Below are 22,090 nucleotides of genomic sequence, written 5' to 3'. Positions count from 1 at the left end.
TAAAAATTTGCCGCGGATGATTTTTTCGCCGTGGTCGGGCCGATAATGTATAAATCGCGCAGCGCCTTTCCGCCGTTCGCGCCCACTCAGTTTCACAAATCATGGCAAAAGAACAGACAGACCGTACCACGCTTGATCTTTTTGCAAACGAGCGGCGTCCTGGTCGACCCAAAACCAGCCTGCTGACACGTGACGAACAGTTGCGTATCAACAAACGTAACCAGCTCAAGCGCGATAAAGTGCGAGGGCTGCGTCGTGTTGAGCTGAAAATGTCCAGCGAAGCGGTTGACGCCCTGAACACGCTGGCCGAGCAACAAAACATCAGCCGCAGCGAATTGATTGAACAAATGCTGCTGGCGCAACTCAAACTGTCTTAGCGCGCTGACCGCACGCAGGAACACAAAGTTCAGGCTTTACTCGTTCCGCCCTTTTCAACGGTCTGCTATCATTCGCTAACATGTGCAGTCAATTGACTTACTTTCACAATCAGGCTTTAAGAGGTTACTTAACCCATGGCAATCGTAGGCATTTTCTTCGGCAGCGATACCGGCAACACTGAAAACATTGCAAAAATGATCCAGAAACAACTGGGTAAAGATGTCGCCGAAGTGCATGACATTGCTAAGAGCACTAAAGAAGATCTCGCAGCGTTCGACATCCTGCTGCTGGGCATTCCTACCTGGTATTACGGCGAAGCACAGTGTGACTGGGATGACTTCTTCCCTACGCTGGAAGAGATCGACTTTAATGGCAAACTGGTGGCGCTGTTTGGTTGTGGCGACCAGGAAGACTACGCAGAATATTTCTGTGATGCGATGGGCACGATTCGCGACATCATTGAGCCAAATGGCGCGGTGATTGTGGGCCACTGGCCGACTGAGGGCTATCATTTTGAAGCCTCAAAAGGTCTGGCCGATGACAAACACTTCCTCGGCCTGGCGATTGACGAAGACCGTCAACCTGAGCTGACCAATGAACGTGTTGATGCTTGGGTGAAACAGATTTTTGATGAGCTGCAGTTAAAAGAGATCATTGAAGCCTGATGCCTCGCCTCCCCAATGTGAGCGCTGGCTCACATTGGGACAAAGGAATTTCCTATAAAAATAATAGCTACGGTTTTTTAACTTTTCCCCGCAAATCTGTAGAATACCCGCAATGGTCATCCGCTTATTCCTCTGATTGTTGACTGAGGCTGAGTGAAATGGAAACCCAAACCACACCGTTCCGCGCTGACGTAGGCGATGTTTAACCTTACGACTTTTGTTGATTTGCGCGATACCCCGGTTTTCATTTCACTGCTTGAGTTCTATAATGAGACGCAAATGAGAATACGCGTGACCTAAACATTCAAGGCCCCTGCGCCGTAAGTGACATGCAAAGTAACAGGACAATATCCGAATGACTGACAACAACTCCGCATTGAAGAAGGCTGGCCTGAAAGTCACTCTCCCAAGATTGAAAATTTTGGAAGTGCTCCAGGGACCGGGCCCCGAGTCCCATCACGTCAGTGCGGAAGATTTGTATAAGCGCCTGATCGATATGGGCGAAGAGATTGGCCTGGCAACGGTATATCGCGTTCTTAACCAGTTTGATGACGCGGGTATCGTCACCCGTCATAACTTCGAAGGCGGCAAATCCGTATTCGAACTGACTCAGCAGCATCACCATGACCACTTGATCTGCCTGGATTGTGGCAAAGTGATCGAATTCAGCGATGAATCAATCGAAACGCGTCAGCGTGAGATTGCCACTCGCCATGGCATTAAACTCAGTAACCACAGCCTGTACTTGTACGGCCACTGTGCACTGGGAGACTGCCGCGAAGACGAGACGCTCCACGATAAGTAATTGAGTGTGCTATGCAATATAAAAAAACCGGTGCTGGTCACCGGTTTTTTTATGCCTGTTATCAAGCGATAAAGGTCTCGTGGAGGTAGCGCCAGCGAGGAATGGTGGTGCTGCAATCCAGCACAGCCAAAGAGATGCGCGTTTGATGGGTGCCGTTCAACATCTGCAGTTCACGATACTGAATCGTCACTTCCTGGCTCTGTTGAGAAATGATGGCATGCTCACTGGTGGCAATGCGCAGCCCTTCCCGCTGACCGTGCAGTTTGCGAAACAGCACTTCGGTCTCATTCAGATCCAGCTGCTTACCCAGCGGCGTCACCATTTTGAAATCCGGGTGAAAGTGTGACAAAAGCAGTTCCATGCTGTCATCACTGCCTTCTACCTGGTTAAAAACACGTTCAATAAGCTGATGTAATACCACCACACTATGCTTAGCTTCCAGGGCGAGACTTGTCATTTTTTTTCCTTTGATAACCCGCAGAGCTCTATTTAAAGCGCATAGCCTACCTGAAATACAATTTTTCACACTCGCAAATGGGTTAATTTTGCTAAAGTCAGAATTCTCGCAAAATAGACAACAAGCTCAGCTTCCGGCCTTCAGCATAATTGATTGCCCGTGGCGAATTACAGGCAATAAAAAAGGGCGATTGCTCGCCCTTTCATGATCATATTGTGCTATCGACGAAAGATATTACTCGCCAATCTTCGCGAAAGTATCGCGCAGTCCAACCGTGCGGTTAAACACCAATTTACCCGGCTGTGAGTAGACGCTATCGGCACAGAAATAACCTTCACGTTCAAACTGATAAGCTGCGGTAGTGGCCGCTTCACGCAAACCAGACTCCACGAAGCCCTGTTTGATCTCCAGCGAGTTCGGGTTAATGGTGGTGAGGAAATCCTCAGCCGCCGCGGGGTTTGGCACGCTGAACAGACGGTCGTAAAGACGGAACTCAGCTGGCAGTCCATGAATGGCGGAAACCCAGTGGATCACACCTTTCACTTTGCGACCATCCGCCGGATCCTTGCTCAGGGTGTCAACATCACAAGTGGCATAGATGCAGGTAATGTTACCCTCTTCGTCTTTCGCCACACGCTCAGCACGAATCACATAAGCATTGCGCAGACGCACTTCTTTGCCCAGAACCAAACGTTTGTACTGTTTGTTGGCTTCTTCACGGAAGTCAGCGCGATCGATCCACACTTCACGGCTGAACGACACTTCACGCGTGCCCATCTCCGGCTTGTTTGGATGATTAGGCATGGTCAGCGTTTCTTCGTGGCCGGCGGGCAGGTTTTCGATCACCACTTTCAACGGGTCAAGTACCGCCATCGCGCGTGGTGCGTTCTCATTGAGATCGTCACGAATACAGGATTCCAGTGACGCCATCTCAACGATGTTGTCCTGTTTAGTCACGCCGATGCGGCGGCAGAACTCACGAATTGAAGCTGCGCTGTAACCACGACGGCGCAGGCCTGAAACGGTCAGCATGCGCGGATCATCCCAGCCTTCCACCACTTTCTCGGTGACCAGCTGCGTCAGCTTACGCTTCGACATCACCGCGTATTCCAGATTCAGACGCGAGAATTCGTACTGGCGCGGATGCTGTGGAATGGTGATGTTGTCCAGCACCCAATCGTACAGACGACGGTTGTCCTGGAACTCCAGCGTACACAGTGAGTGCGTAATGCCTTCGATCGCATCCGAAATGCAGTGGGTAAAGTCGTACATCGGGTAGATGCACCACTTATCACCGGTCTGATGATGATCGGCAAACTTAATGCGGTACAGCACCGGATCGCGCATCACGATAAAGCTGGAAGCCATGTCGATTTTGGCACGCAGACAAGCTTTACCTTCCTCGAAACCGCCATCACGCATTTTCTGGAACAGCGCGAGGTTCTCTTCCACGCTGCGGTCGCGGTACGGGCTGTTTTTACCCGGCGCAGTCAGGGTGCCGCGATATTCACGGATCTCTTCCGCAGACAACTCATCAACGTAAGCCAGACCTTTATTGATCAGCTCAACGGCGTAGTTAAACAGTTGGTCGAAATAGTCTGAGGAGTAACGAATGTTGCCGCTCCACTCAAAGCCCAGCCATTGCACGTCACGCTTGATGGATTCAACGAACTCCAGGTCTTCTTTCACCGGGTTAGTATCGTCAAAACGCAGGTTGCACTGTCCTTGATAATCTTGGGCGATACCAAAGTTCAGGCAGATAGATTTCGCATGGCCAATATGCAGATAACCATTGGGCTCAGGCGGGAAACGGGTATGCACACTGCTGTGCTTACCGCTCGCCAAGTCTTCGTCGATGATCTGACGAATAAAGTTCGTTGGGCGGGCTTCAGCCTCACTCATCTCAAAATCCTCAAAACAATAGCGGGTGATTTGTACCACGAAGTAACGGAGTATGATCCACAAAGCGCAGGAGGGAAACAACCGTTTGTTGGTCGTTTTAAAACAAAAAAGGCAGGAATTGCTTCCTGCCTTCTGGCTAAATCACAAGGACTTAGTTTTTCACTTCATACAACGGTGTCACACCTGCAACCACTGAACCGCTGGCCAGCAGATTCAGTCCGGCGAAATCATCGCTGTTGCTGACCACCACCGGGCTAATCATTGAGCGCGCGTTGGCGTTGAGGAAGTCCAGATCCATCTCCAGAATCGGCTGACCGGCAGTGACGGTTGCCCCCTCTTCCACCAGACGTGTGAAGCCTTTTCCTTCCAGCGCCACGGTGTCCAGGCCCATGTGCACCACGATCTCAACGCCGTTAGCGGCTTCCAGACAGAACGCATGGTTGGTGTTGAAGATTTTCACCACGGTACCGGCAATCGGTGCCACCACGGTTTTGTCGGTTGGTTTGATTGCCAGACCATCGCCCACCGCTTTGCTGGCGAACGCCTCATCCGGCACCGCGTCGAGCGCGACAATCTCACCGGTCACTGGTGCCACCAGCGTAGCAATCACCGCTTTTTCAGTGTTCAGCACGGCCTGGGGTTTAGTCGCGACCGGCGCAGCGGCGGCAGGAGCGGAAGCCGCAGCAACCGGGCCTTTGCTCAATACCGTTTTCATTGCGGAGGCGATGCTTTCAGCCTGAGTGCCGACAATCACCTGTACGCTCTGCTTGTTCAAACGAATCACACCAGACGCACCCAAACGTTTCGCCACGCCTTCATTCACTTGGGCTGAGTCTTTGACGTTCAGACGCAGACGAGTAATGCAGGCATCGATGTTGGTCAGGTTGTCTGAACCGCCGATGGCGGCAATGTAACGACGTGCCAGTGATTCGGTCTGGCTTTCACCATTACCACTATGGTCGACGTTAACGTCATAACCATCAGTTTCATCACCCGCAGACAATTCGCGGCCCGGGGTCATCAGGTTGAATTTCTGAATAGTGAAACGGAACACCACATAGTAGATGGCGAAGAACACCAGACCTTGTGGAATCAGCATCCACCAATTCACCGCCAGCGGGTTACGCGTTGACAGCACCATATCCACCAAACCGGCACTGAAGCCGAAGCCTGCAATCCAGTGCATGCTCGCAGCAATAAATACCGAGATACCGGTCAATACGGCATGGATCACATACAAAACCGGTGCCACGAACATGAAGGAGAATTCCAGCGGTTCAGTGATCCCCGTGAAGAAGGCCGCGAAGGCCGCAGCCAGCATAATACCGCCGACTTTCGCGCGGTTTTCTGGACGTGCGCAGTGGAAGATAGCCAATGCTGCACCCGGCAAGCCAAACATCATGATCGGGAAGAAGCCCGCCTGATAGCGACCGGTGATGCCCGGGATACCCGTGCCATTCGCGATTGATTGTGCACCGCCAAGGAACTTAGGAATATCGTTAATGCCTGCCACGTCAAACCAGAATACGGAGTTCAGTGCGTGATGCAGACCGACCGGAATCAGCAAGCGGTTAAAGAAGGCGTACACGCCTGCGCCCACCGAGCCCATTTTCTGAATGTGCTCACCGAAGTTCACCAGGCCGCCGAAGATGATTGGCCAGATGTACATCAGGATAAACGCCACAACGATCATCAGGAATGAGACAAGGATCGGCACCAAACGGCGCCCGCTGAAGAACGACAGCGCTTTGGGCAACTCAACATGGCTAAAGCGGTTATACACTTCAGCGGAGAGAATACCGACCAGAATACCCACGAACTGGTTGTTGATCTTGCCGAAGGCAGCAGGCACCTGATCGACCGGAATCTTCTGAATCATCGCTACTGCGGCAGGTGAACAGAGTGTCGTCACCACCAGGAAGCCCACGAAGCCGGTTAACGCGGCCGCACCATCTTTATCTTTGGACATACCGTAAGCCACACCGATGGCAAACAGCACTGACATATTTTCGATAATGGCAGAACCGGACTTGATCAGCAGAGCGGCCAGCGCATTGCCTGCACCCCAACTGTCTGGATCAATCCAATACCCTACCCCCATCAAGATTGCCGCTGCCGGCAGTGTCGCTACCGGCACCATAAGCGCGCGGCCGACCTTTTGCAGATATCCTAAAATACTCACCTTTTTCTCCCCCTATGAGACTGGCGTTTTGCCGTAGCGCGGGTTGATTTTATTATCCCTACGCTCGGTACCTTGATGACATCTTTCACCACGAGGCGCAGTGTAAAGATAAATTAATTCGCCTCGCAAATTAAAACCACAGTAACTGTGACTTTAATCACCATAATGGACGTTTATCACTGCGAAATGCTAGCTACCACCACAAACTTATTTTATGATGAAAAATATCAGGTCGCACTTTTCCCTGCTGGTTGCGCTTAAACCGATTACGCTTAATGGCAGCAACCTAAACCAGCATCGGCGACAACATTTTCCTAATCTTAATTGAGGTGAAGACATGAGACTGATCCCTTTGGCCACACCGACCCAGGTGGGTAAATGGGCTGCACGCCACATTGTTAACCGCATTAATGCGTTTAAGCCTAGCGCAGAACGTCCCTTCGTGCTGGGCTTGCCAACCGGTGGTACGCCACTGGAAGCTTACAAGCACCTGATTGATATGCACAAAGCGGGCCAGGTTAGTTTCAAGCATGTGGTGACGTTCAATATGGATGAATACGTGGGCCTGCCAAAAGAGCATCCGGAAAGCTACCACAGCTTCATGTACCGCAACTTTTTCGATCACGTTGATATCCAACCAGAAAATATCAATCTTCTGAATGGCAATGCGCCAGATATTGACGCAGAATGTCGCCAGTACGAAGAGAAGATTCGCTCTTACGGTAAAATTAATCTGTTTATGGGCGGCGTGGGCAACGATGGACACATTGCCTTTAACGAGCCGGCTTCTTCACTCTCTTCCCGCACCCGCATTAAAACCCTGACGCACGATACCCGTATCGCTAACTCGCGCTTCTTTAATGGTGATGTGGATCAGGTGCCAAAATACGCCCTGACCGTAGGTGTGGGCACGTTACTGGATGCTGAAGAAGTGATGATTCTGGTGACGGGCCATCTGAAAGCGCAGGCGTTGCAGGCCGCTGTAGAAGGTAACGTTAATCACATGTGGACCATCAGCTGTCTGCAGCTGCATGCGAAATCTGTGGTGGTGTGTGACGAACCGGCCACCATGGAACTGAAAGTGAAAACCGTGAAATATTTCCGCGAAATGGAAGCGGAAAATATGAAAGGTGTGTGAGAACACGTTGTGAAAAACCTGCTGCCTTAATGCGGCAGGCTTAGCCGGGAGAGAAAAACGATGTACGCATTAGTGAACGGCCGGATTTTTACCGGTCATGAAATTCTGGACAATCATGCAGTGGTGATTGCGGATGGCCTGATTGAGCGAGTGTGCCCACGAGAGGCGCTTGACGCAACGATTGCACAGCAGGATGTGGCTGGTGCGTTTATCGCTCCCGGATTTATTGATTTACAGTTAAACGGCTGCGGCGGCGTGCAGTTCAACGATGATATCGACGCACTGAGCGTGGAAACGCTGGAAATCATGCAGCGTGCCAACGAAAAATCAGGCTGCACCAGCTATCTGCCAACGCTGATCACCAGCACCAATGCTTTGATGAAGCGTGCCATCGAAACCATGCGCGCCTATCTGGCCAAACACCCTAATCAGGCGTTAGGTCTGCACCTGGAAGGTCCATGGCTGAACAAAGCCAAAAAAGGTACCCATAATCCAGATTTGATTCGTCTGCCCGATGCGGAGATGGTCGATTTTCTTTGCGCCAACGCAGACGTGATCACCAAAGTGACGCTGGCGCCAGAAAATGCCGGTGCCGATGTGATTGGCAAGCTGCGCAATGCCGGCATTATTGTCTCTGCGGGCCATTCAAACGCCACTTACGAAGAAGCCAAAGCGGGCTTCAGTGCCGGTGTCTCTTTTGCCACTCACCTTTATAATGCCATGCCAACCTTTGCAGGGCGTGAACCTGGTCTGATCGGTGCGCTGTTTGATTCACCTGATGTATACTGCGGCATCATTGCGGATGGTTTACATGTCCACTACGCTAACGTGCGTAATGCAAAGCGCATCAAAGGTGACAAGCTGGTGTTGGTAACGGATGCGACCGCACCCGCTGGCGCGTCAATTGATAAATTCATTTTTGCAGGCAAAACAATATACTATCGCGACGGCCTTTGCGTTGACGAAAACGGTACCTTAAGCGGTTCTGTGCTCACCATGATTGAAGCGGTGCAAAACAGCGTAGAACATTGTGGTATCGCGCTGGATGAAGCTTTGCGCATGGCAACGCTCTACCCGGCCAAGGCAATGGGGGTGGAAAAACAGCTGGGTTCAGTGACAGCAGGAAAAGTCGCTAACCTCACTGTCTTTACCCGCGATTATCAAATCACTAAGACGTTAGTCAATGGAGACGACGTCCTCAGCGAGTAAGTACTGAATGACCACTGGCGGCCAGACTCAAATAGGAAATGTCGATCTTGTCAAACAACTCAATAGTGCAGCCGTTTACCGGCTAATTGATCAACAAGGGCCGATATCGCGTATACAGATTGCCGATCTCAGCCAGCTTGCGCCCGCCAGCGTCACGAAAATTACCCGCCAGCTTATTGAGCGCGGCCTGATCAAAGAGGTAGAGCAACAAGCCTCTACCGGTGGTCGCCGCGCCATTTCCATCATTACCGAAACTCGCCATTTTCATACCATCGGCGTTCGCTTAGGACGCAATGATGCCACGCTGACATTATTCGATCTGAGCGGAAAATCGCTGGCGCAGGAAGATTATCCCCTGCCTGAGCGCACCCAGGAAACGCTGGAGAATGCGCTGTTCAATGCCATCACGGCATTTATGGCGGCGCATCAACGCAAGATTCATGAATTAATCGCGATCGCGGTGATTCTGCCAGGCCTGGTGGACCCGATTAACGGCATTATTCGCTATATGCCGCACATCGCTGTCAGCCACTGGCCGCTGGTATCCAGCTTGCAGAAACGCTTTAACGTCACCAGCTTTGTCGGTCACGATATCCGTAGTCTGGCGTTGGCGGAGCACTATTTCGGTGCAAGTCGTGACTGTGCAGACTCCATTCTGGTGCGTTTACATCGCGGTACCGGCGCGGGCATCATCGCTAACGGCCATATTTTCCTTGGCAGCAACGGCAACGTGGGCGAAATTGGCCACATCCAGGTCGATCCATTGGGTGAGCGCTGCCACTGCGGCAACTTTGGCTGTCTGGAAACGATTGCCGCCAACGGCGCGATTGAGAATCGCGTGCGCCATCTGCTCAATCAGGGCTATCCGAGCACGTTGACGCTGGATAACTGTCTGATGCCACAAATCTGTCGTGCCGCTAATCAGGGAGACGCGCTGGCCTGCGAAGTGATCGAATACGTGGGACGCTACCTCGGGAAAGCGATTGCGATTGCCATTAACCTGTTCAATCCACAAAAGGTGGTATTGGCGGGGGAAATCACCGACGCAGACAAAGTGCTGTTCCCGGCAATTGAAGGCTGCATTAATACCCAGGCGCTGAATGCCTTCCGCAAAAACCTGCCGGTGGTGCGTTCCGAACTGGATCACCGTTCCGCTATTGGCGCCTTTGCCCTGGCGAAACGTGCGATGCTGAATGGTATTTTGCTGCAGCATCTGCTGGAAGAATAATTGAAGCCTGCCGTCTGGCGGGCCCGACCGGAAGCCAATATGACCATCAAAAGCGTAATCTGTGACATCGACGGCGTGTTGATGCACGACAATACCGCCGTGAAAGGCGCGAATGAGTTTCTGCAGCGTATCCTTGAAAAAGAGATGCCGCTGGTGGTGCTGACCAACTATCCGTCGCAAACCGCTCAGGATCTGGCAAACCGTTTTGCCAATGCGGGTGTCGAGGTACCGGATTCAGTGTTCTATACCTCGGCGATGGCGACAGCCGATTTCCTGCGTCGTCAGGAAGGCAAAAAAGCCTACGTGATTGGCGAAGGCGCGCTGATTCACGAACTGTATAAAGCCGGATTTACCATCACCGATGTGAATCCCGATTTTGTGATTGTTGGGGAGACGCGCTCCTTTAACTGGGAAATGATGCATAAAGCGGCTTTCTTTGTCGCTAATGGCGCACGCTTTATCGCCACCAACCCGGATACCCACGCACGCGGTTTTGTGCCAGCCTGCGGTGCACTCTGCGCCGGTATCGAAACCATCTCCGGTCGCAAACCGTTTTACGTCGGTAAGCCGAGCCCGTATATCATGCGTGCTGCGCTAAATAAGATGCATGCCCACTCGGAAGAGACGGTGATTGTCGGCGATAACCTGCGCACCGATATTCTGGCCGGATTCCAGGCGGGCCTGGAAACCATTCTGGTGCTCTCCGGGGTTTCGACGCTGAGTGACATTGATGCGATGCCTTTCCGCCCTGACTGGATTTACCCTTCAGTGGCCGATATCGACCTGTTCTAAACCTTCTCTTATCGCGTTTACTTATCGCCCTGCCCGTACGTCGTGTGAGCAGGGCGTTTGTTTTTACATCCCTTTATTATGATTCTGTGCACCATTAATTGCGCAGGAAATCATCCAAAACGCCAATTCATTAGACGCCATCTAATTTAATTGACATTTGATTAGATCAAATTCAATTTTTAAGCCATCACAACAATCTTTTTATCAAAAGATCGCAATTTAACTTGCGTTAACACCACCTGATAGCGCATTTTCTTATACATCACGCAGTCAAGGCTGCCGGACAAACGTAGAAATAACATCGCCGCAAGGTGAGATCAGGAGTCAGTTATGTGTTCGATTTTTGGTGTGCTGGATCTGAAATCCGATCCTGTTGAACTGCGCAAGAAAGCGCTGGAGTGTTCCCGTCTGATGCGTCACCGTGGACCGGATTGGTCTGGCGTGTATGCCGATGACAAAGCCATTCTGGTGCATGAGCGCCTGTCGATTGTTGACGTCAACAACGGCGCACAGCCGCTGTACAACGCTGACCACACCCACGTACTGGCCGTGAACGGTGAGATCTACAACCATCAGGCTTTGCGTGCTGAACTGAGCGATCGTTATGCGTTTCAGACCGGTTCTGACTGCGAAGTGATCCTCGCGCTGTACCAGGAAAAAGGTCTCGATTTCCTCGATGATCTGCAAGGTATGTTCGCCTTCATTCTGTGGGACAGCGTGAAGCAGCAGTATCTGATTGGCCGTGACCACATCGGGATTATCCCACTGTACATGGGCAACGATGAGCACGGAAACCTGTTTGTCGCCTCTGAAATGAAAGCGCTGGTGCCGGTTTGCCGCACCATCAGAGAATTCCCGCCGGGAAGCTTCCTGTGCAGCAGCGATGGCGAAATCCGTCGTTACTGGCAGCGCGACTGGATGGATTTCTCTGCCGTTGCCGAGAACACCACTGACGCTGCGGGCCTGAAGCATGCGCTGGAAGAGTCAGTGAAAAGCCACCTGATGTCTGACGTGCCTTATGGCGTGCTGCTGTCTGGCGGCCTCGACTCCTCTATCATTTCTGCCGTGACTAAGCGCTTTGCGGCAAAACGTGTGGAAGATGAAGATAAAAGTGATGCCTGGTGGCCACAGCTGCACTCTTTTGCGGTAGGTCTGGAAGGCTCACCTGATCTGAAAGCGGCCAAATCAGTGGCGGAACATCTGGGCACCGTGCACCACGAGATTCACTTCACCGTGCAGGAAGGTCTGGATGCGATTCGAGATGTGATTTACCACATCGAAACCTATGACGTCACCACCATTCGCGCCTCTACGCCGATGTATTTGATGTCGCGTAAAATCAAGGCAATGGGCATCAAAATGGTGCTGTCAGGTGAAGGTGCGGACGAAGTGTTTGGTGGTTACCTGTATTTCCACAAAGCACCTAACGCTCAGGAATTCCACGAAGAGAACGTGCGTAAACTGCTGGCGCTGCACATGTTTGACTGTGCGCGTGCCAACAAAGCGATGTCGGCATGGGGCGTTGAAGCGCGCGTACCGTTCCTCGACAAGAAATTCCTTGATGTGGCGATGCGCATCAACCCGGAAGACAAAATGTGCGGCAGCAACGGCAAAATGGAGAAACACATTCTGCGTGAATGCTTCTCTTCTTACCTGCCGGAGAGCGTGGCATGGCGTCAGAAAGAGCAGTTCTCTGATGGCGTAGGCTACAGCTGGATCGATAGCCTGAAAGAAGTGGCCGCGAAGCAGATCACCGATCAGCAGTTGTCTACCGCGCACTTCCGTTTCCCGTACAACACGCCGAACTCGAAAGAAGCGTATTTGTACCGCGAAATCTTTGAAGAGCTGTTCCCGATTGCCAGTGCAGCAGAGTGTGTTCCAGGCGGTCCATCTGTTGCCTGTTCATCGGCCAAAGCGATTGAGTGGGATGAAGCTTTCAAAAACATGGATGACCCATCTGGTCGTGCTGTCGGCGTGCATCAGTCCGCCTACAAATAAGCTTGTGAATGAGTAGGATAAGGGGTATGTAAAGGCCCCTTTTTGTTTTCATCGTCGATGTGACGATAGAAAACTGCTGAATAAACCGCCACCCTGGTTACAAGCCAGTCAAACAGGCGTTTTAAGGCAAAAAACGGCAAAAAACTTGTTGACGCTACAAAGCTCAATACGCATAATGCGCCCCGCAACGCCGATGAAGGTTAGCGAAAAAAGATGGCTACGTAGCTCAGCTGGTTAGAGCACATCACTCATAATGATGGGGTCACAGGTTCAAATCCCGTCGTAGCCACCATCTTTTCGCGGGAGTGGCGAAATTGGTAGACGCACCAGATTTAGGTTCTGGCGCCGCAAGGTGTGCGAGTTCAAGTCTCGCCTCCCGCACCATTTCAGTCTTCGGCAGCCGGATGGGGTATCGCCAAGCGGTAAGGCACCGGTTTTTGATACCGGCATTCCCTGGTTCGAATCCAGGTACCCCAGCCAATCCGATATTTACTCGTGGATGCGAGTCGACAAATGGGATATCGCCAAGCGGTAAGGCACCGGTTTTTGATACCGGCATTCCCTGGTTCGAATCCAGGTATCCCAGCCATTATCGGATGCAGTAAGCAGTAAACTCAGGCTACGTAGCTCAGCTGGTTAGAGCACATCACTCATAATGATGGGGTCACAGGTTCAAATCCCGTCGTAGCCACCAAATTTTTGGGGTGTCGCCAAGCGGTAAGGCTCTGGTTTCTGATACCAGCATTCCGGGGTTCGAATCCCTGCACCCCAGCCAAATTGCACAATAAAGCCCGCTTTTGCGGGCTTTATTGTTTTCTGCATCCGGGAAAATGCCAGGAGCGCCCTGCGACGCTCTGCCATCTATAAGCCCAACGCGTACTTCAGCGCCTTACGTTTCAGCGCTCCGGCATTCTCCGCTGCAATCAATCCCAGATTACGCACAAAACGCAATGGGGCCAGCGTGTTGCTAAAGGCAAAATAGAACAGATCCATCCCACCCTGCATTAGCAAATTATCGTTATAGCGTTGACGATGATAGCGCTTTAACACCGCATCCGATGACCATAACTGAGCCTGGCTGCGCGCCTCCACCAACGTATTGATCAACGCATCAACATCGCGATACCCGAGGTTTACGCCCTGTCCGGCAAGCGGATTGATGGTGTGTGCTGCATCACCCACCAGCGCCAATCCCGGCAAAACATAGCGCGTAGCGTGGCGACGAACCAACGGGAATGAGGCTGCTTTCTTGACCTGAACCCGCCCAACGCGTGCCGGGAAATGGGCGTGAATCTCTTTTTCAAGCTGTGACAATGGCAACGCCTGTAGCTGGCGAATACGCGCCGGTGCGTCATACCACACCAGAGAAGCGTGGCGATCAAACAGCGGCAGAAAAGCACGTGGCCCCTCTGGCGTAAATTGCTGCCAGGTCGAATCCCCCGCATCATGCTCACATTCGACGCTAATCAGCATGCAGGACTGCGCGTATTGCCAGCCACGGACGCCAATTCCCGCCAGCTGGCGCACGCGCGAGTTGGCGCCATCCGCGCCAACCACCAGCCGCGTATCCAGCGTGGTACCATTATCCAGCTGGACCTGCCAGCCGCCACGATGCGATTGAAGCTGCTGCAGGCTGGCGGGACAAATCAGCGTGATCCCCTCTTCCTGCATCTTTTCCCACAGCGCACGTTGCAGCACGCTGTTTTCCACCATATATCCCAGCTCTGGCAAGCCCAGCGAGGCAGCATCAAAGGTCACATGTGCACTTTGCCACTCCCAGGTTTCGAGCTTGCGATAAGGCGCACAGCGCATCGCCAGCACGCGTTCCCACACATTCAACTGACGCAGCAGTGCTACCGACGAGGCTCCAATCGCGGAAATGCGGACATCGGGCGGGCTTTCTGCATCAAACGCAGCGGGTTCGGCACGTTCAATCACCGCCACACGAAATTGCTGCTGTGCCAGTCCACAAGCCAGCGCGGCACCGACCATACCGCCGCCCACCACCACCACATCAAAATGTGAATCCTGCATTGACTCTAATCCTTCTGCTTGTCGTGATAGCTCACGTCATCACGTTGATAGATAAAGTGTACCGGAAATTTGCTGCACAATCTCAGACCCTGCTGTGCTGGTCACAACAGCAGCAAAGCATTACAATACGCGCCCTGCACTTCCCTGCTCTGAATCAATGGCTAGTTCGATGACCAAAAAACTGCATATTAAAACCTGGGGCTGTCAGATGAATGAGTACGATTCATCAAAGATGGCCGATCTGCTGAACAGCACGCACGGTTACACCCTGACCGAGGACGCTGAAGAGGCGGATGTCCTGCTGCTCAACACCTGCTCGATCCGTGAGAAGGCGCAGGAGAAGGTTTTCGCGCTGTTAGGACGCTGGAAGAAATTGAAAGCGATAAATCCTGACGTGATTATTGGCGTCGGCGGCTGTGTCGCTTCGCAGGAAGGTGAACGCCTGCGTGAACGCGCCAATTGCGTGGATATTGTATTTGGTCCACAGACGCTGCATCGCTTGCCAGAGATGCTGAATCAGGTGCGCGGGACGAAAAGCCCGGTGATTGACATCAGCTTCCCGGAAATCGAGAAATTTGACCGTCTGCCAGAACCGCGTGCAGAAGGCCCGACGGCCTTTGTCTCCATTATGGAAGGCTGTAACAAATACTGTACTTTCTGCGTGGTCCCTTACACCCGAGGCGAGGAAGTGAGCCGTCCATGTGACGATATTCTGTTGGAAATCGCGCAACTGGCTGCGCAGGGCGTGCGAGAAGTGAATTTACTGGGCCAGAACGTCAACGCCTATCGCGGCACGACCTTTGATGACCAGCTCTGCAGCTTCGCGGAACTGTTGCGTCTGGTGGCGGCCATTGATGGCATCGACCGCATCCGCTTTACCACCAGCCATCCGATTGAATTCACTGATGACATTATTGATGTCTACCGTGACACGCCAGAGCTGGCGAGCTTCCTGCACTTGCCCGTTCAGAGCGGTGCCGATCGTATCCTGACGCTGATGAAGCGTGCGCACACCGCGCTGGAATATAAAGCCATCGTCCGCAAACTGCAGAAAGCACGTCCTGATATTCAGATGAGTTCAGATTTCATCATTGGTTTCCCTGGCGAAACGCAGCAGGATTTTGAGCAGACCATGAAACTGGTGGGCGACGTGAATTTCGATGTCAGCTTCAGCTTTATCTACTCGGCACGTCCGGGTACGCCAGCCGCTGACTTGCCTGACGATGTGTCGGAAGAAGAGAAAAAGCAGCGCCTGTATATTCTGCAGGATCGCCTCAATCAGCAGGCGATGGCGTGGAGCCGCCGCATGCTCGGCACCACACAGCGTGTGCTGGTAGAAGGCATCTCACGTAAAAATGTCATGGAACTGACCGGACGCACCGACAACAACCGCGTGGTGAACTTCGAAGCGCCTGTTGAGATGATCGGTAAGTTTGTTGACGTGGAAATTGTCGATGTCCATGCCAACTCGCTGCGTGGCAAACTGATCCGCACTGAAGATGAAATGGCATTGCGTGTCAGCCTCAGCCCCGATGCGGTGATAGCCCGCACGCGCCGTGAAAATGACATCGGTGTCGGTCTTTACCAGCCTTGATACTCCAACTTTGCGCGGCAGTGCACAAGGTGCTGCCGCCTGTTTCATCCCGTGCCCCTTGCATTCCACCTGCAACGCCCAAATATCGCTTCTGTAACTTGCAGCCGGGCCTTGCCCCATAAATAATTCCGTATAGATGCTCAATCTGTGATGGAGCATTGGATACACCTTCTTCAACTGGCCCTGAGTGACCCAAAGGATTCATTTGAATATCGAAACTCGTGAAATCGCCCTTGAACCGGCTGATAACCGCCGACTGATGAGCCTGTGCGGTCCGTTTGATGACAATGTGAAGCAGCTGGAAAAACGCCTCGGTGTCGAAATCAACCGCCGGGACAACCATTTCAAACTGGTGGGCCGATCGCTCAGCGTTGACGCAGCCATCAACATTCTGCGTGACCTGTACGTGAGTACTGCGCCAGTGCGTGGCCAAATCCCGGATATTGAACCGGACCAGGTGCATCTGGCGATCAAAGAGAGCCGTGTACTGGAGCAAACCGCCGAAAGCGTGCCGGAGTTTGGTAAGGCGATTCACATCAAAACCAAGCGCGGTGTGATTAAACCTCGTACGCCCAATCAGGCGCAGTATGTGGCTAATATCCTCGACCATGACATCACCTTCGGTGTGGGTCCAGCTGGTACCGGTAAAACCTATCTGGCGGTGGCCGCTGCCGTTGATGCCCTGGAACGTCAGGAAATCCGCCGTATTCTGCTGACGCGCCCTGCGGTAGAGGCCGGTGAAAAACTGGGCTTCCTGCCGGGTGACCTGAGCCAGAAAGTCGATCCTTACCTGCGTCCGCTCTACGATGCTTTGTTTGAAATGCTCGGCTTTGAGCGCGTGGAAAAGCTGATGGAGCGCAATGTGATTGAAGTGGCTCCGCTGGCTTACATGCGTGGACGTACACTCAACGACGCCTTTGTGATTCTCGATGAGAGTCAGAACACCACCATCGAGCAGATGAAGATGTTTCTGACACGTATCGGTTTCAACTCCAAAGCGGTGATCACCGGTGACGTCACACAGATTGACCTGCCGCGCAGCACCAAATCCGGCCTGCGTCATGCCATTGAAGTTTTGGCGGAAGTCGATGAAATCAGTTTTAACTTTTTCCACAGCGAAGACGTGGTGCGTCATCCGGTTGTCGCACGCATCGTGAATGCTTATGAAGCGTGGGAAGAAGCCGATCAGAAGCGCCGTGACAAACTGGCAGAAGAGCGCAAGCGTGAAACGCTGGCGTCTCAACTTGCCGCCCCATCCAGCCCGCAGGAGCCTTCATGAGCGCGGTGATTTTAGATTTACAGTTGGCCTGTGCCGATGAAAATGGCCTGCCAGCCGAACCTGCTTTCCAGCGCTGGCTCGAAGCCGCCGTGACGCCTTTCCAGCCGGAAAGTGAAGTCACCATCCGTCTGGTGGATGAAGCGGAGAGTCATAAGCTTAATCTGACTTATCGCGGTAAGGATAAGCCGACCAACGTGCTCTCTTTCCCGTTTGAAGCGCCACCAGGGATTGAGCTGCCCCTGCTGGGCGATCTGATTATTTGTCGTCAGGTTGTTGAGCAAGAAGCGGAAGAGCAAGGCAAAACCGTTGAAGCCCACTGGGCGCATATGGTAGTCCACGGCACGCTACACCTGCTGGGTTATGACCATATTGAAGATGAAGAAGCCGAAGAAATGGAGGCGCTGGAGACCGAGATAATGCTTGCTCTTGGTTATCCTGACCCGTACATTTCGGAGAAAGAAGACGCCTGATCCCCTTAGGTTCAGGTTATTGCGCTGCTGGCGCGGATGCCAGCAGTTCCTTTCCCTCACCAGAGAGAACGAAATAAAAACGCCATGAGCGACGACCATTCTCAAAACAGCGACGCACCCAGTAGTAAAAAGGGATTTTTCTCCCTGTTAATTAACCAACTTTTTCACGGTGAACCCAAAAACCGTGATGAGCTACTGGGACTGATCCGCGATTCTGAGCAAAAAGAGCTGATCGACCAGGACACCCGCGACATGCTCGAAGGGGTGCTGGATATTGCCGAGCAGCGCGTGCGTGACATCATGATCCCGCGCTCCCAGATGATCACCCTTAAACGCAACCAAAGTCTTGAAGAGTGCCTTGCGGTCATTATTGATTCCGCCCACTCGCGCTTCCCGGTGATCAGCGAAGATAAAGACCACGTCGAAGGCATTTTGATGGCCAAAGACCTGCTGCCGTTTATGAGCAGCGCGTCTGAACCTTTCAGCATTGAGAAAGTGCTGCGCACCGCCGTTGTCGTGCCTGAAAGTAAGCGTGTTGACCGCATGCTGAAAGAGTTCCGTTCCCAGCGCTATCATATGGCGATTGTCATTGACGAATTCGGTGGCGTTTCCGGGCTAGTCACGATTGAAGATATCCTCGAATTGATTGTCGGTGAAATTGAAGATGAATATGACGATGAAGAAGATCGTGATATCCGTCAGTTAAACCGCCATACCTATACCGTACGTGCGCTTGCGCCTATCGAGGATTTTAACGAGGTATTTGGTACCAGCTTCAGTGATGATGAAGTGGATACCATTGGCGGTCTGGTGATGCAGGGATTCGGCCACCTTCCCGCGCGCGGTGAGAGCATCGACATTGATGGTTACCAATTCAAAGTCGCGATGGCCGACAGCCGCCGTATCATCCAGGTGCATGTGAAAATTCCGGAAGACTCTCCACAACCGCAACTGGAAGACGAATAATTTTATGGCTTTAGCCTCTCTCTACTCGCAGCAGCGGGTTCGCCTGCTGCTGGCTTTGATTGCGGGTGCCGTTGGCACCCTTTCCTTTTCTCCCTATGATTTTTGGCCTGCCGCATTAGTTTCCCTGGCGGGACTGCAACTGTTGCTACTGGATCGCCGCAGCCCTCAAGCCGCCGCGATTGGCTTCGTCTGGGGCTTTGGGCTGTTCGGCAGTGGCATTAACTGGGTTTACGTCAGCATCGCCACCTTTGGTGGTATGCCTGGCCCGGTTAACATCTTCCTGGTGATATTGCTGGCCGCTTACCTGGCGATTTATCCGATGCTGTTTGCGGCGGTGCTTAATCGCCTGTGGCCACGTGCGACCTTGTGGCGTCTGGTGCTGGCGGCACCGGCATTGTGGCAAATCAGCGAATTTCTGCGTGGCTGGATCCTGACCGGATTCCCGTGGCTGCAGTTCGGCTACAGCCAGATCGACGGTCCGCTCAAAGGCCTTGCGCCGCTGGCGGGCGTTGAAACCATCACTTTCCTGTTAATGGTGATCGCCGGTCTGATGGTGCATGCGCTTTATCATCGTACGGTGAAGAGCCTGGTGGCGGCCGCGGTATTGCTGCTGCTGCCATGGCCACTGCGCATGTTGCAGTGGTATCAGCCGCTGCCGGAACGCAGCGTGGACGTGGCGATGGTGCAAGGCAACATTCCCCAGTCGATGAAGTGGGACCCACAGCAGTTGCTGAATACGTTGCGTGTGTACACCTCTTACAGCCAGCCTTATATGGGCAAAGCGCCCATCATTATCTGGCCGGAATCGGCGATTACCGACCTTGAAAGCAATCAGCAGCCGTTCCTCAAAGCGCTGGATGCCGAACTGCGCGAGCGCGGCAGCTCGCTAATTACCGGGATTGTCGATTCACGCATTGAAGGGGATAACCGCTACCACGATTACAACTCCGTGATTGTGCTGGGCGGCGAGCAGCCTTACAGCTATCAAAGCCATAACCGATATCAGAAAAACCATCTGGTGCCGTTCGGGGAGTTTGTGCCGCTGGAAGATCTGCTGCGTCCGCTGGCGCCGTTCTTCGATCTGCCAATGTCGTCGTTTAGCCGTGGTGCCTATGTGCAGCCGCAGTTGAAGGTGGCGGGTTATGATCTTACCAGCGCCATTTGCTACGAAATTGTGTTGGGCGAGCAGGTACGAGCCAACTTCCGTCCTGATACCAACTTCCTGCTGACCGTCTCTAACGATGCCTGGTTTGGTCATTCCATCGGCCCGTGGCAGCATTTCCAGATGGCGCGTATGCGTGCACTGGAATTGGGCCGTCCGCTGTTGCGATCCACCAATAACGGTGTCACGGCGGTGGTGAATGCCAACGGCGAGGTTGAAAAAGAGATCCCGCAGTTCACGCGTGACGTGCTGGAAGCCAGGGTAACACCCACCACTGGTGAGACCCCTTATGCCAAAGCAGGCATCTGGCCGGTATGGATTCTGACGTTAATCGGCATCGTCCTGGCGATTATTCGTCGTCGCCACTGACACTCCGATCACATTCTGACAGGCGAAGTGCTCACTTCGCCTTTTTTTTGCGCTGTTTTCCGCTCCCATCGGCTACGCTTTACCAGATTCTCTGCTGGCTTTTTCACGCATTTCACCGTGCTGGCACGATCATTGCTATTTATTTCAGTGATTTTCTCAACATCAGCGTTTTGTCAGCGTAATGCCATGTTCACGCACTATTATTTGGCACTGACACGCACCGAAACGGCGCAATGGCTTTTTATTGCCTCTTAATGGTGCGGAGCGGCTCGCAAAAAACAAACTTTTTTGTTTCATTGCGTTAACAATTCGCTATGTTAATCACTATCCTGCGCGCAGTTGCGCTAAGGGATAACTAAAAAAGCAGCACGAAATACACACAACATCACAATCTGCGCAGTTTATGTTCTGCGCAACATCCATTCAAAGGAGTAGGAACATGCAGACACGCAAAGTGGCATTATCTCTTCTGCTGTTGGGAGCAGCAGCGGGAGCGGCCCAGGCGGAAGATCTCACCGGCACCCTGAAAAAAATTAATGATAGCGGCGTGATCGTCGTTGGGCATCGTGAGTCATCAGTTCCCTTTTCTTACTACGACAACCAGCAAAAAGTGGTTGGCTATTCACAAGACTACTCAAACGCCATCGTAGCGGCGATCAAAGCCAAGCTGAACAAGCCTGATCTGCAAGTAAAAATGCTGCCGATCACCTCTCAGAACCGTATTCCACTGCTGCAAAACGGCACTTACGATTTTGAATGTGGTTCTACCACCAACAACCTGGAACGTCAGCAGCAAGCCGCGTTCTCCGATACCGTCTTCATCATCGGTACGCGTCTGCTGGTGAAAAAGGGTGGCGACATCAAAGATTTCGCTGACCTGAAAGGCAAAACCGTTGTCGTGACCTCTGGTACCACTTCTGAAGTTCTGCTGCACAAGCTGAACGATGAGAAGAAAATGGACATGCGCATCATCAGCGCCAAAGACCATGGCGATTCTTTCCGTACGCTGGAAACCGGTCGTGCCGTGGCCTTTATGATGGATGATGCTCTGCTGGCAGGTGAACGTGCTAAAGCGAAGAAACCAGACGACTGGCAGATCACTGGCACACCTCAGTCAAAAGAAGCTTACGGCTGTATGCTGCGTAAAGAAGACCCGCAGTTCAAACAGCTGATGGATGACACCATTGCCAAAGCGCAGACCTCGGGTGAAGCCGCTAAGTGGTTCGATACCTGGTTCAAACAGCCAATCCCACCGAAGAATCTAAACATGAACTTCGAGCTGTCTTCTGACATGCAGGCGCTGTTCAAAGCACCAAACGATAAAGCACTCTGAATTAACAATGAAAACAAGGGCAGTCAGGCTGCCCTCTCGATTGCTGAACACGCGGTGCGGACAGACAGACTGCAACAGGTCGTTCCCCTGAAGCAGGACGCAAGACACCGCTCAACAATCTTATGGGTA

General features: G+C 52.5%; 18 protein-coding genes and 6 tRNA genes. 20 read left to right on the top strand and 4 right to left on the bottom strand.

The window, feature by feature from the left end:
* Positions 1–101 precede the first annotated feature (101 nt).
* The 3 genes from ybfE to fur all read left to right on the top strand — a co-directional run bounded on the left by ybfE (position 102) and on the right by fur (position 1,848).
* Complete coding sequence (gene ybfE, locus JK231_RS04640; RefSeq protein WP_097117426.1) at positions 102–377, top strand: LexA regulated protein; 276 nt, start codon at positions 102–104, stop codon at positions 375–377.
* 135 nt (positions 378–512) lie between these two features.
* Positions 513–1,043, top strand: a complete 531-nt coding sequence (gene fldA, locus JK231_RS04635) for a flavodoxin FldA (protein WP_034829111.1) — start codon at positions 513–515, stop codon at positions 1,041–1,043.
* A gap of 355 nt (positions 1,044–1,398) precedes the next feature.
* Positions 1,399–1,848: a ferric iron uptake transcriptional regulator gene (gene fur / locus JK231_RS04630; protein WP_058962149.1), complete on the top strand. Its 450-nt coding sequence runs from the start codon at positions 1,399–1,401 to the stop codon at positions 1,846–1,848.
* Positions 1,849–1,909: 61 nt separating this feature from the next.
* Here the strand turns inward: fur and JK231_RS04625 are convergent, their stop codons facing one another.
* The 3 genes from JK231_RS04625 to nagE all read right to left on the bottom strand — a co-directional run bounded on the left by JK231_RS04625 (position 1,910) and on the right by nagE (position 6,383).
* Positions 1,910–2,305 (bottom strand): hypothetical protein, encoded by a 396-nt coding sequence (locus JK231_RS04625; RefSeq protein ID WP_038648263.1) that lies wholly within the window; start codon positions 2,303–2,305, stop codon positions 1,910–1,912.
* Positions 2,306–2,539: 234 nt separating this feature from the next.
* Positions 2,540–4,207 (bottom strand): glutamine--tRNA ligase, encoded by a 1,668-nt coding sequence (glnS, locus tag JK231_RS04620; RefSeq protein WP_160832605.1) that lies wholly within the window; start codon positions 4,205–4,207, stop codon positions 2,540–2,542.
* A 151-nt stretch (positions 4,208–4,358) separates the two neighbouring features.
* Positions 4,359–6,383 carry an N-acetylglucosamine-specific PTS transporter subunit IIBC gene (gene nagE / locus JK231_RS04615; RefSeq protein WP_045816530.1) on the bottom strand — a complete coding sequence of 675 codons (2,025 nt, stop codon included), beginning with the start codon at positions 6,381–6,383 and terminating at the stop codon, positions 4,359–4,361.
* A gap of 343 nt (positions 6,384–6,726) precedes the next feature.
* Here nagE and nagB point away from each other — a divergent pair, with 343 nt between their 5' ends.
* The 11 genes from nagB to JK231_RS04560 all read left to right on the top strand — a co-directional run bounded on the left by nagB (position 6,727) and on the right by JK231_RS04560 (position 13,529).
* Complete coding sequence (nagB, locus tag JK231_RS04610; RefSeq protein ID WP_034829102.1) at positions 6,727–7,527, top strand: glucosamine-6-phosphate deaminase; 801 nt, start codon at positions 6,727–6,729, stop codon at positions 7,525–7,527.
* Between the two features lie 60 nt (positions 7,528–7,587).
* Positions 7,588–8,736, top strand: coding sequence for an N-acetylglucosamine-6-phosphate deacetylase (gene nagA / locus JK231_RS04605; RefSeq protein WP_211728095.1), 1,149 nt, complete (start codon positions 7,588–7,590; stop codon positions 8,734–8,736).
* Between the two features lie 7 nt (positions 8,737–8,743).
* Positions 8,744–9,964: an N-acetylglucosamine repressor gene (locus tag JK231_RS04600; protein ID WP_034829098.1), complete on the top strand. Its 1,221-nt coding sequence runs from the start codon at positions 8,744–8,746 to the stop codon at positions 9,962–9,964.
* Positions 9,965–10,003: 39 nt separating this feature from the next.
* Positions 10,004–10,756: an HAD-IIA family hydrolase gene (locus JK231_RS04595; RefSeq protein WP_034829095.1), complete on the top strand. Its 753-nt coding sequence runs from the start codon at positions 10,004–10,006 to the stop codon at positions 10,754–10,756.
* A 330-nt stretch (positions 10,757–11,086) separates the two neighbouring features.
* Positions 11,087–12,754 (top strand): asparagine synthase B, encoded by a 1,668-nt coding sequence (gene asnB / locus JK231_RS04590; RefSeq protein WP_211728094.1) that lies wholly within the window; start codon positions 11,087–11,089, stop codon positions 12,752–12,754.
* A gap of 215 nt (positions 12,755–12,969) precedes the next feature.
* A tRNA-Met gene (locus JK231_RS04585) sits at positions 12,970–13,046 on the top strand.
* Between the two features lie 7 nt (positions 13,047–13,053).
* Positions 13,054–13,138, top strand: a tRNA-Leu gene (locus tag JK231_RS04580).
* A gap of 21 nt (positions 13,139–13,159) precedes the next feature.
* Positions 13,160–13,234, top strand: a tRNA-Gln gene (locus JK231_RS04575).
* A gap of 34 nt (positions 13,235–13,268) precedes the next feature.
* Positions 13,269–13,343: transfer RNA gene (locus JK231_RS04570), tRNA-Gln, on the top strand.
* Positions 13,344–13,371: 28 nt separating this feature from the next.
* Positions 13,372–13,448, top strand: a tRNA-Met gene (locus JK231_RS04565).
* A 6-nt stretch (positions 13,449–13,454) separates the two neighbouring features.
* Positions 13,455–13,529: transfer RNA gene (locus JK231_RS04560), tRNA-Gln, on the top strand.
* Between the two features lie 86 nt (positions 13,530–13,615).
* Here JK231_RS04560 and ubiF read toward each other — a convergent pair.
* Positions 13,616–14,788, bottom strand: a complete 1,173-nt coding sequence (gene ubiF, locus JK231_RS04555; protein ID WP_211728093.1) for a 3-demethoxyubiquinol 3-hydroxylase — start codon at positions 14,786–14,788, stop codon at positions 13,616–13,618.
* Positions 14,789–14,957: 169 nt separating this feature from the next.
* Between ubiF and miaB the strand changes: the two genes are divergently transcribed.
* From miaB to JK231_RS04525, 6 genes are all read left to right on the top strand, one after another.
* Positions 14,958–16,382: a tRNA (N6-isopentenyl adenosine(37)-C2)-methylthiotransferase MiaB gene (gene miaB, locus JK231_RS04550; RefSeq protein ID WP_058960792.1), complete on the top strand. Its 1,425-nt coding sequence runs from the start codon at positions 14,958–14,960 to the stop codon at positions 16,380–16,382.
* A gap of 205 nt (positions 16,383–16,587) precedes the next feature.
* Positions 16,588–17,661 (top strand): PhoH family protein, encoded by a 1,074-nt coding sequence (locus JK231_RS04545; protein ID WP_058960793.1) that lies wholly within the window; start codon positions 16,588–16,590, stop codon positions 17,659–17,661.
* Positions 17,658–18,131, top strand: a complete 474-nt coding sequence (gene ybeY, locus JK231_RS04540; RefSeq protein ID WP_097117431.1) for an rRNA maturation RNase YbeY — start codon at positions 17,658–17,660, stop codon at positions 18,129–18,131. The genes JK231_RS04545 and ybeY overlap by 4 nt, the downstream gene beginning before the upstream one ends.
* Positions 18,132–18,215: 84 nt before the next feature.
* On the top strand, positions 18,216–19,097 hold the full coding sequence (gene corC, locus JK231_RS04535; RefSeq protein WP_034829075.1) for a CNNM family magnesium/cobalt transport protein CorC: 882 nt from the start codon (positions 18,216–18,218) through the stop codon (positions 19,095–19,097).
* Between the two features lie 4 nt (positions 19,098–19,101).
* Positions 19,102–20,628 carry an apolipoprotein N-acyltransferase gene (gene lnt, locus JK231_RS04530; protein WP_097117432.1) on the top strand — a complete coding sequence of 509 codons (1,527 nt, stop codon included), beginning with the start codon at positions 19,102–19,104 and terminating at the stop codon, positions 20,626–20,628.
* Between the two features lie 439 nt (positions 20,629–21,067).
* Positions 21,068–21,961, top strand: a complete 894-nt coding sequence (locus JK231_RS04525) for a glutamate/aspartate ABC transporter substrate-binding protein (protein WP_039330499.1) — start codon at positions 21,068–21,070, stop codon at positions 21,959–21,961.
* The last annotated feature ends 129 nt before the right edge of the window (positions 21,962–22,090 follow it).

Origin of the sequence: Pantoea sp. JGM49 (assembly GCF_018257655.1) — a bacterium.
GTDB classification, from domain to species: Bacteria; Pseudomonadota; Gammaproteobacteria; order Enterobacterales; family Enterobacteriaceae; genus Pantoea; species Pantoea communis.
Note: the sequence above shows the minus strand (reverse complement) of the source record. Positions and strands in the feature narration are given on the sequence as shown.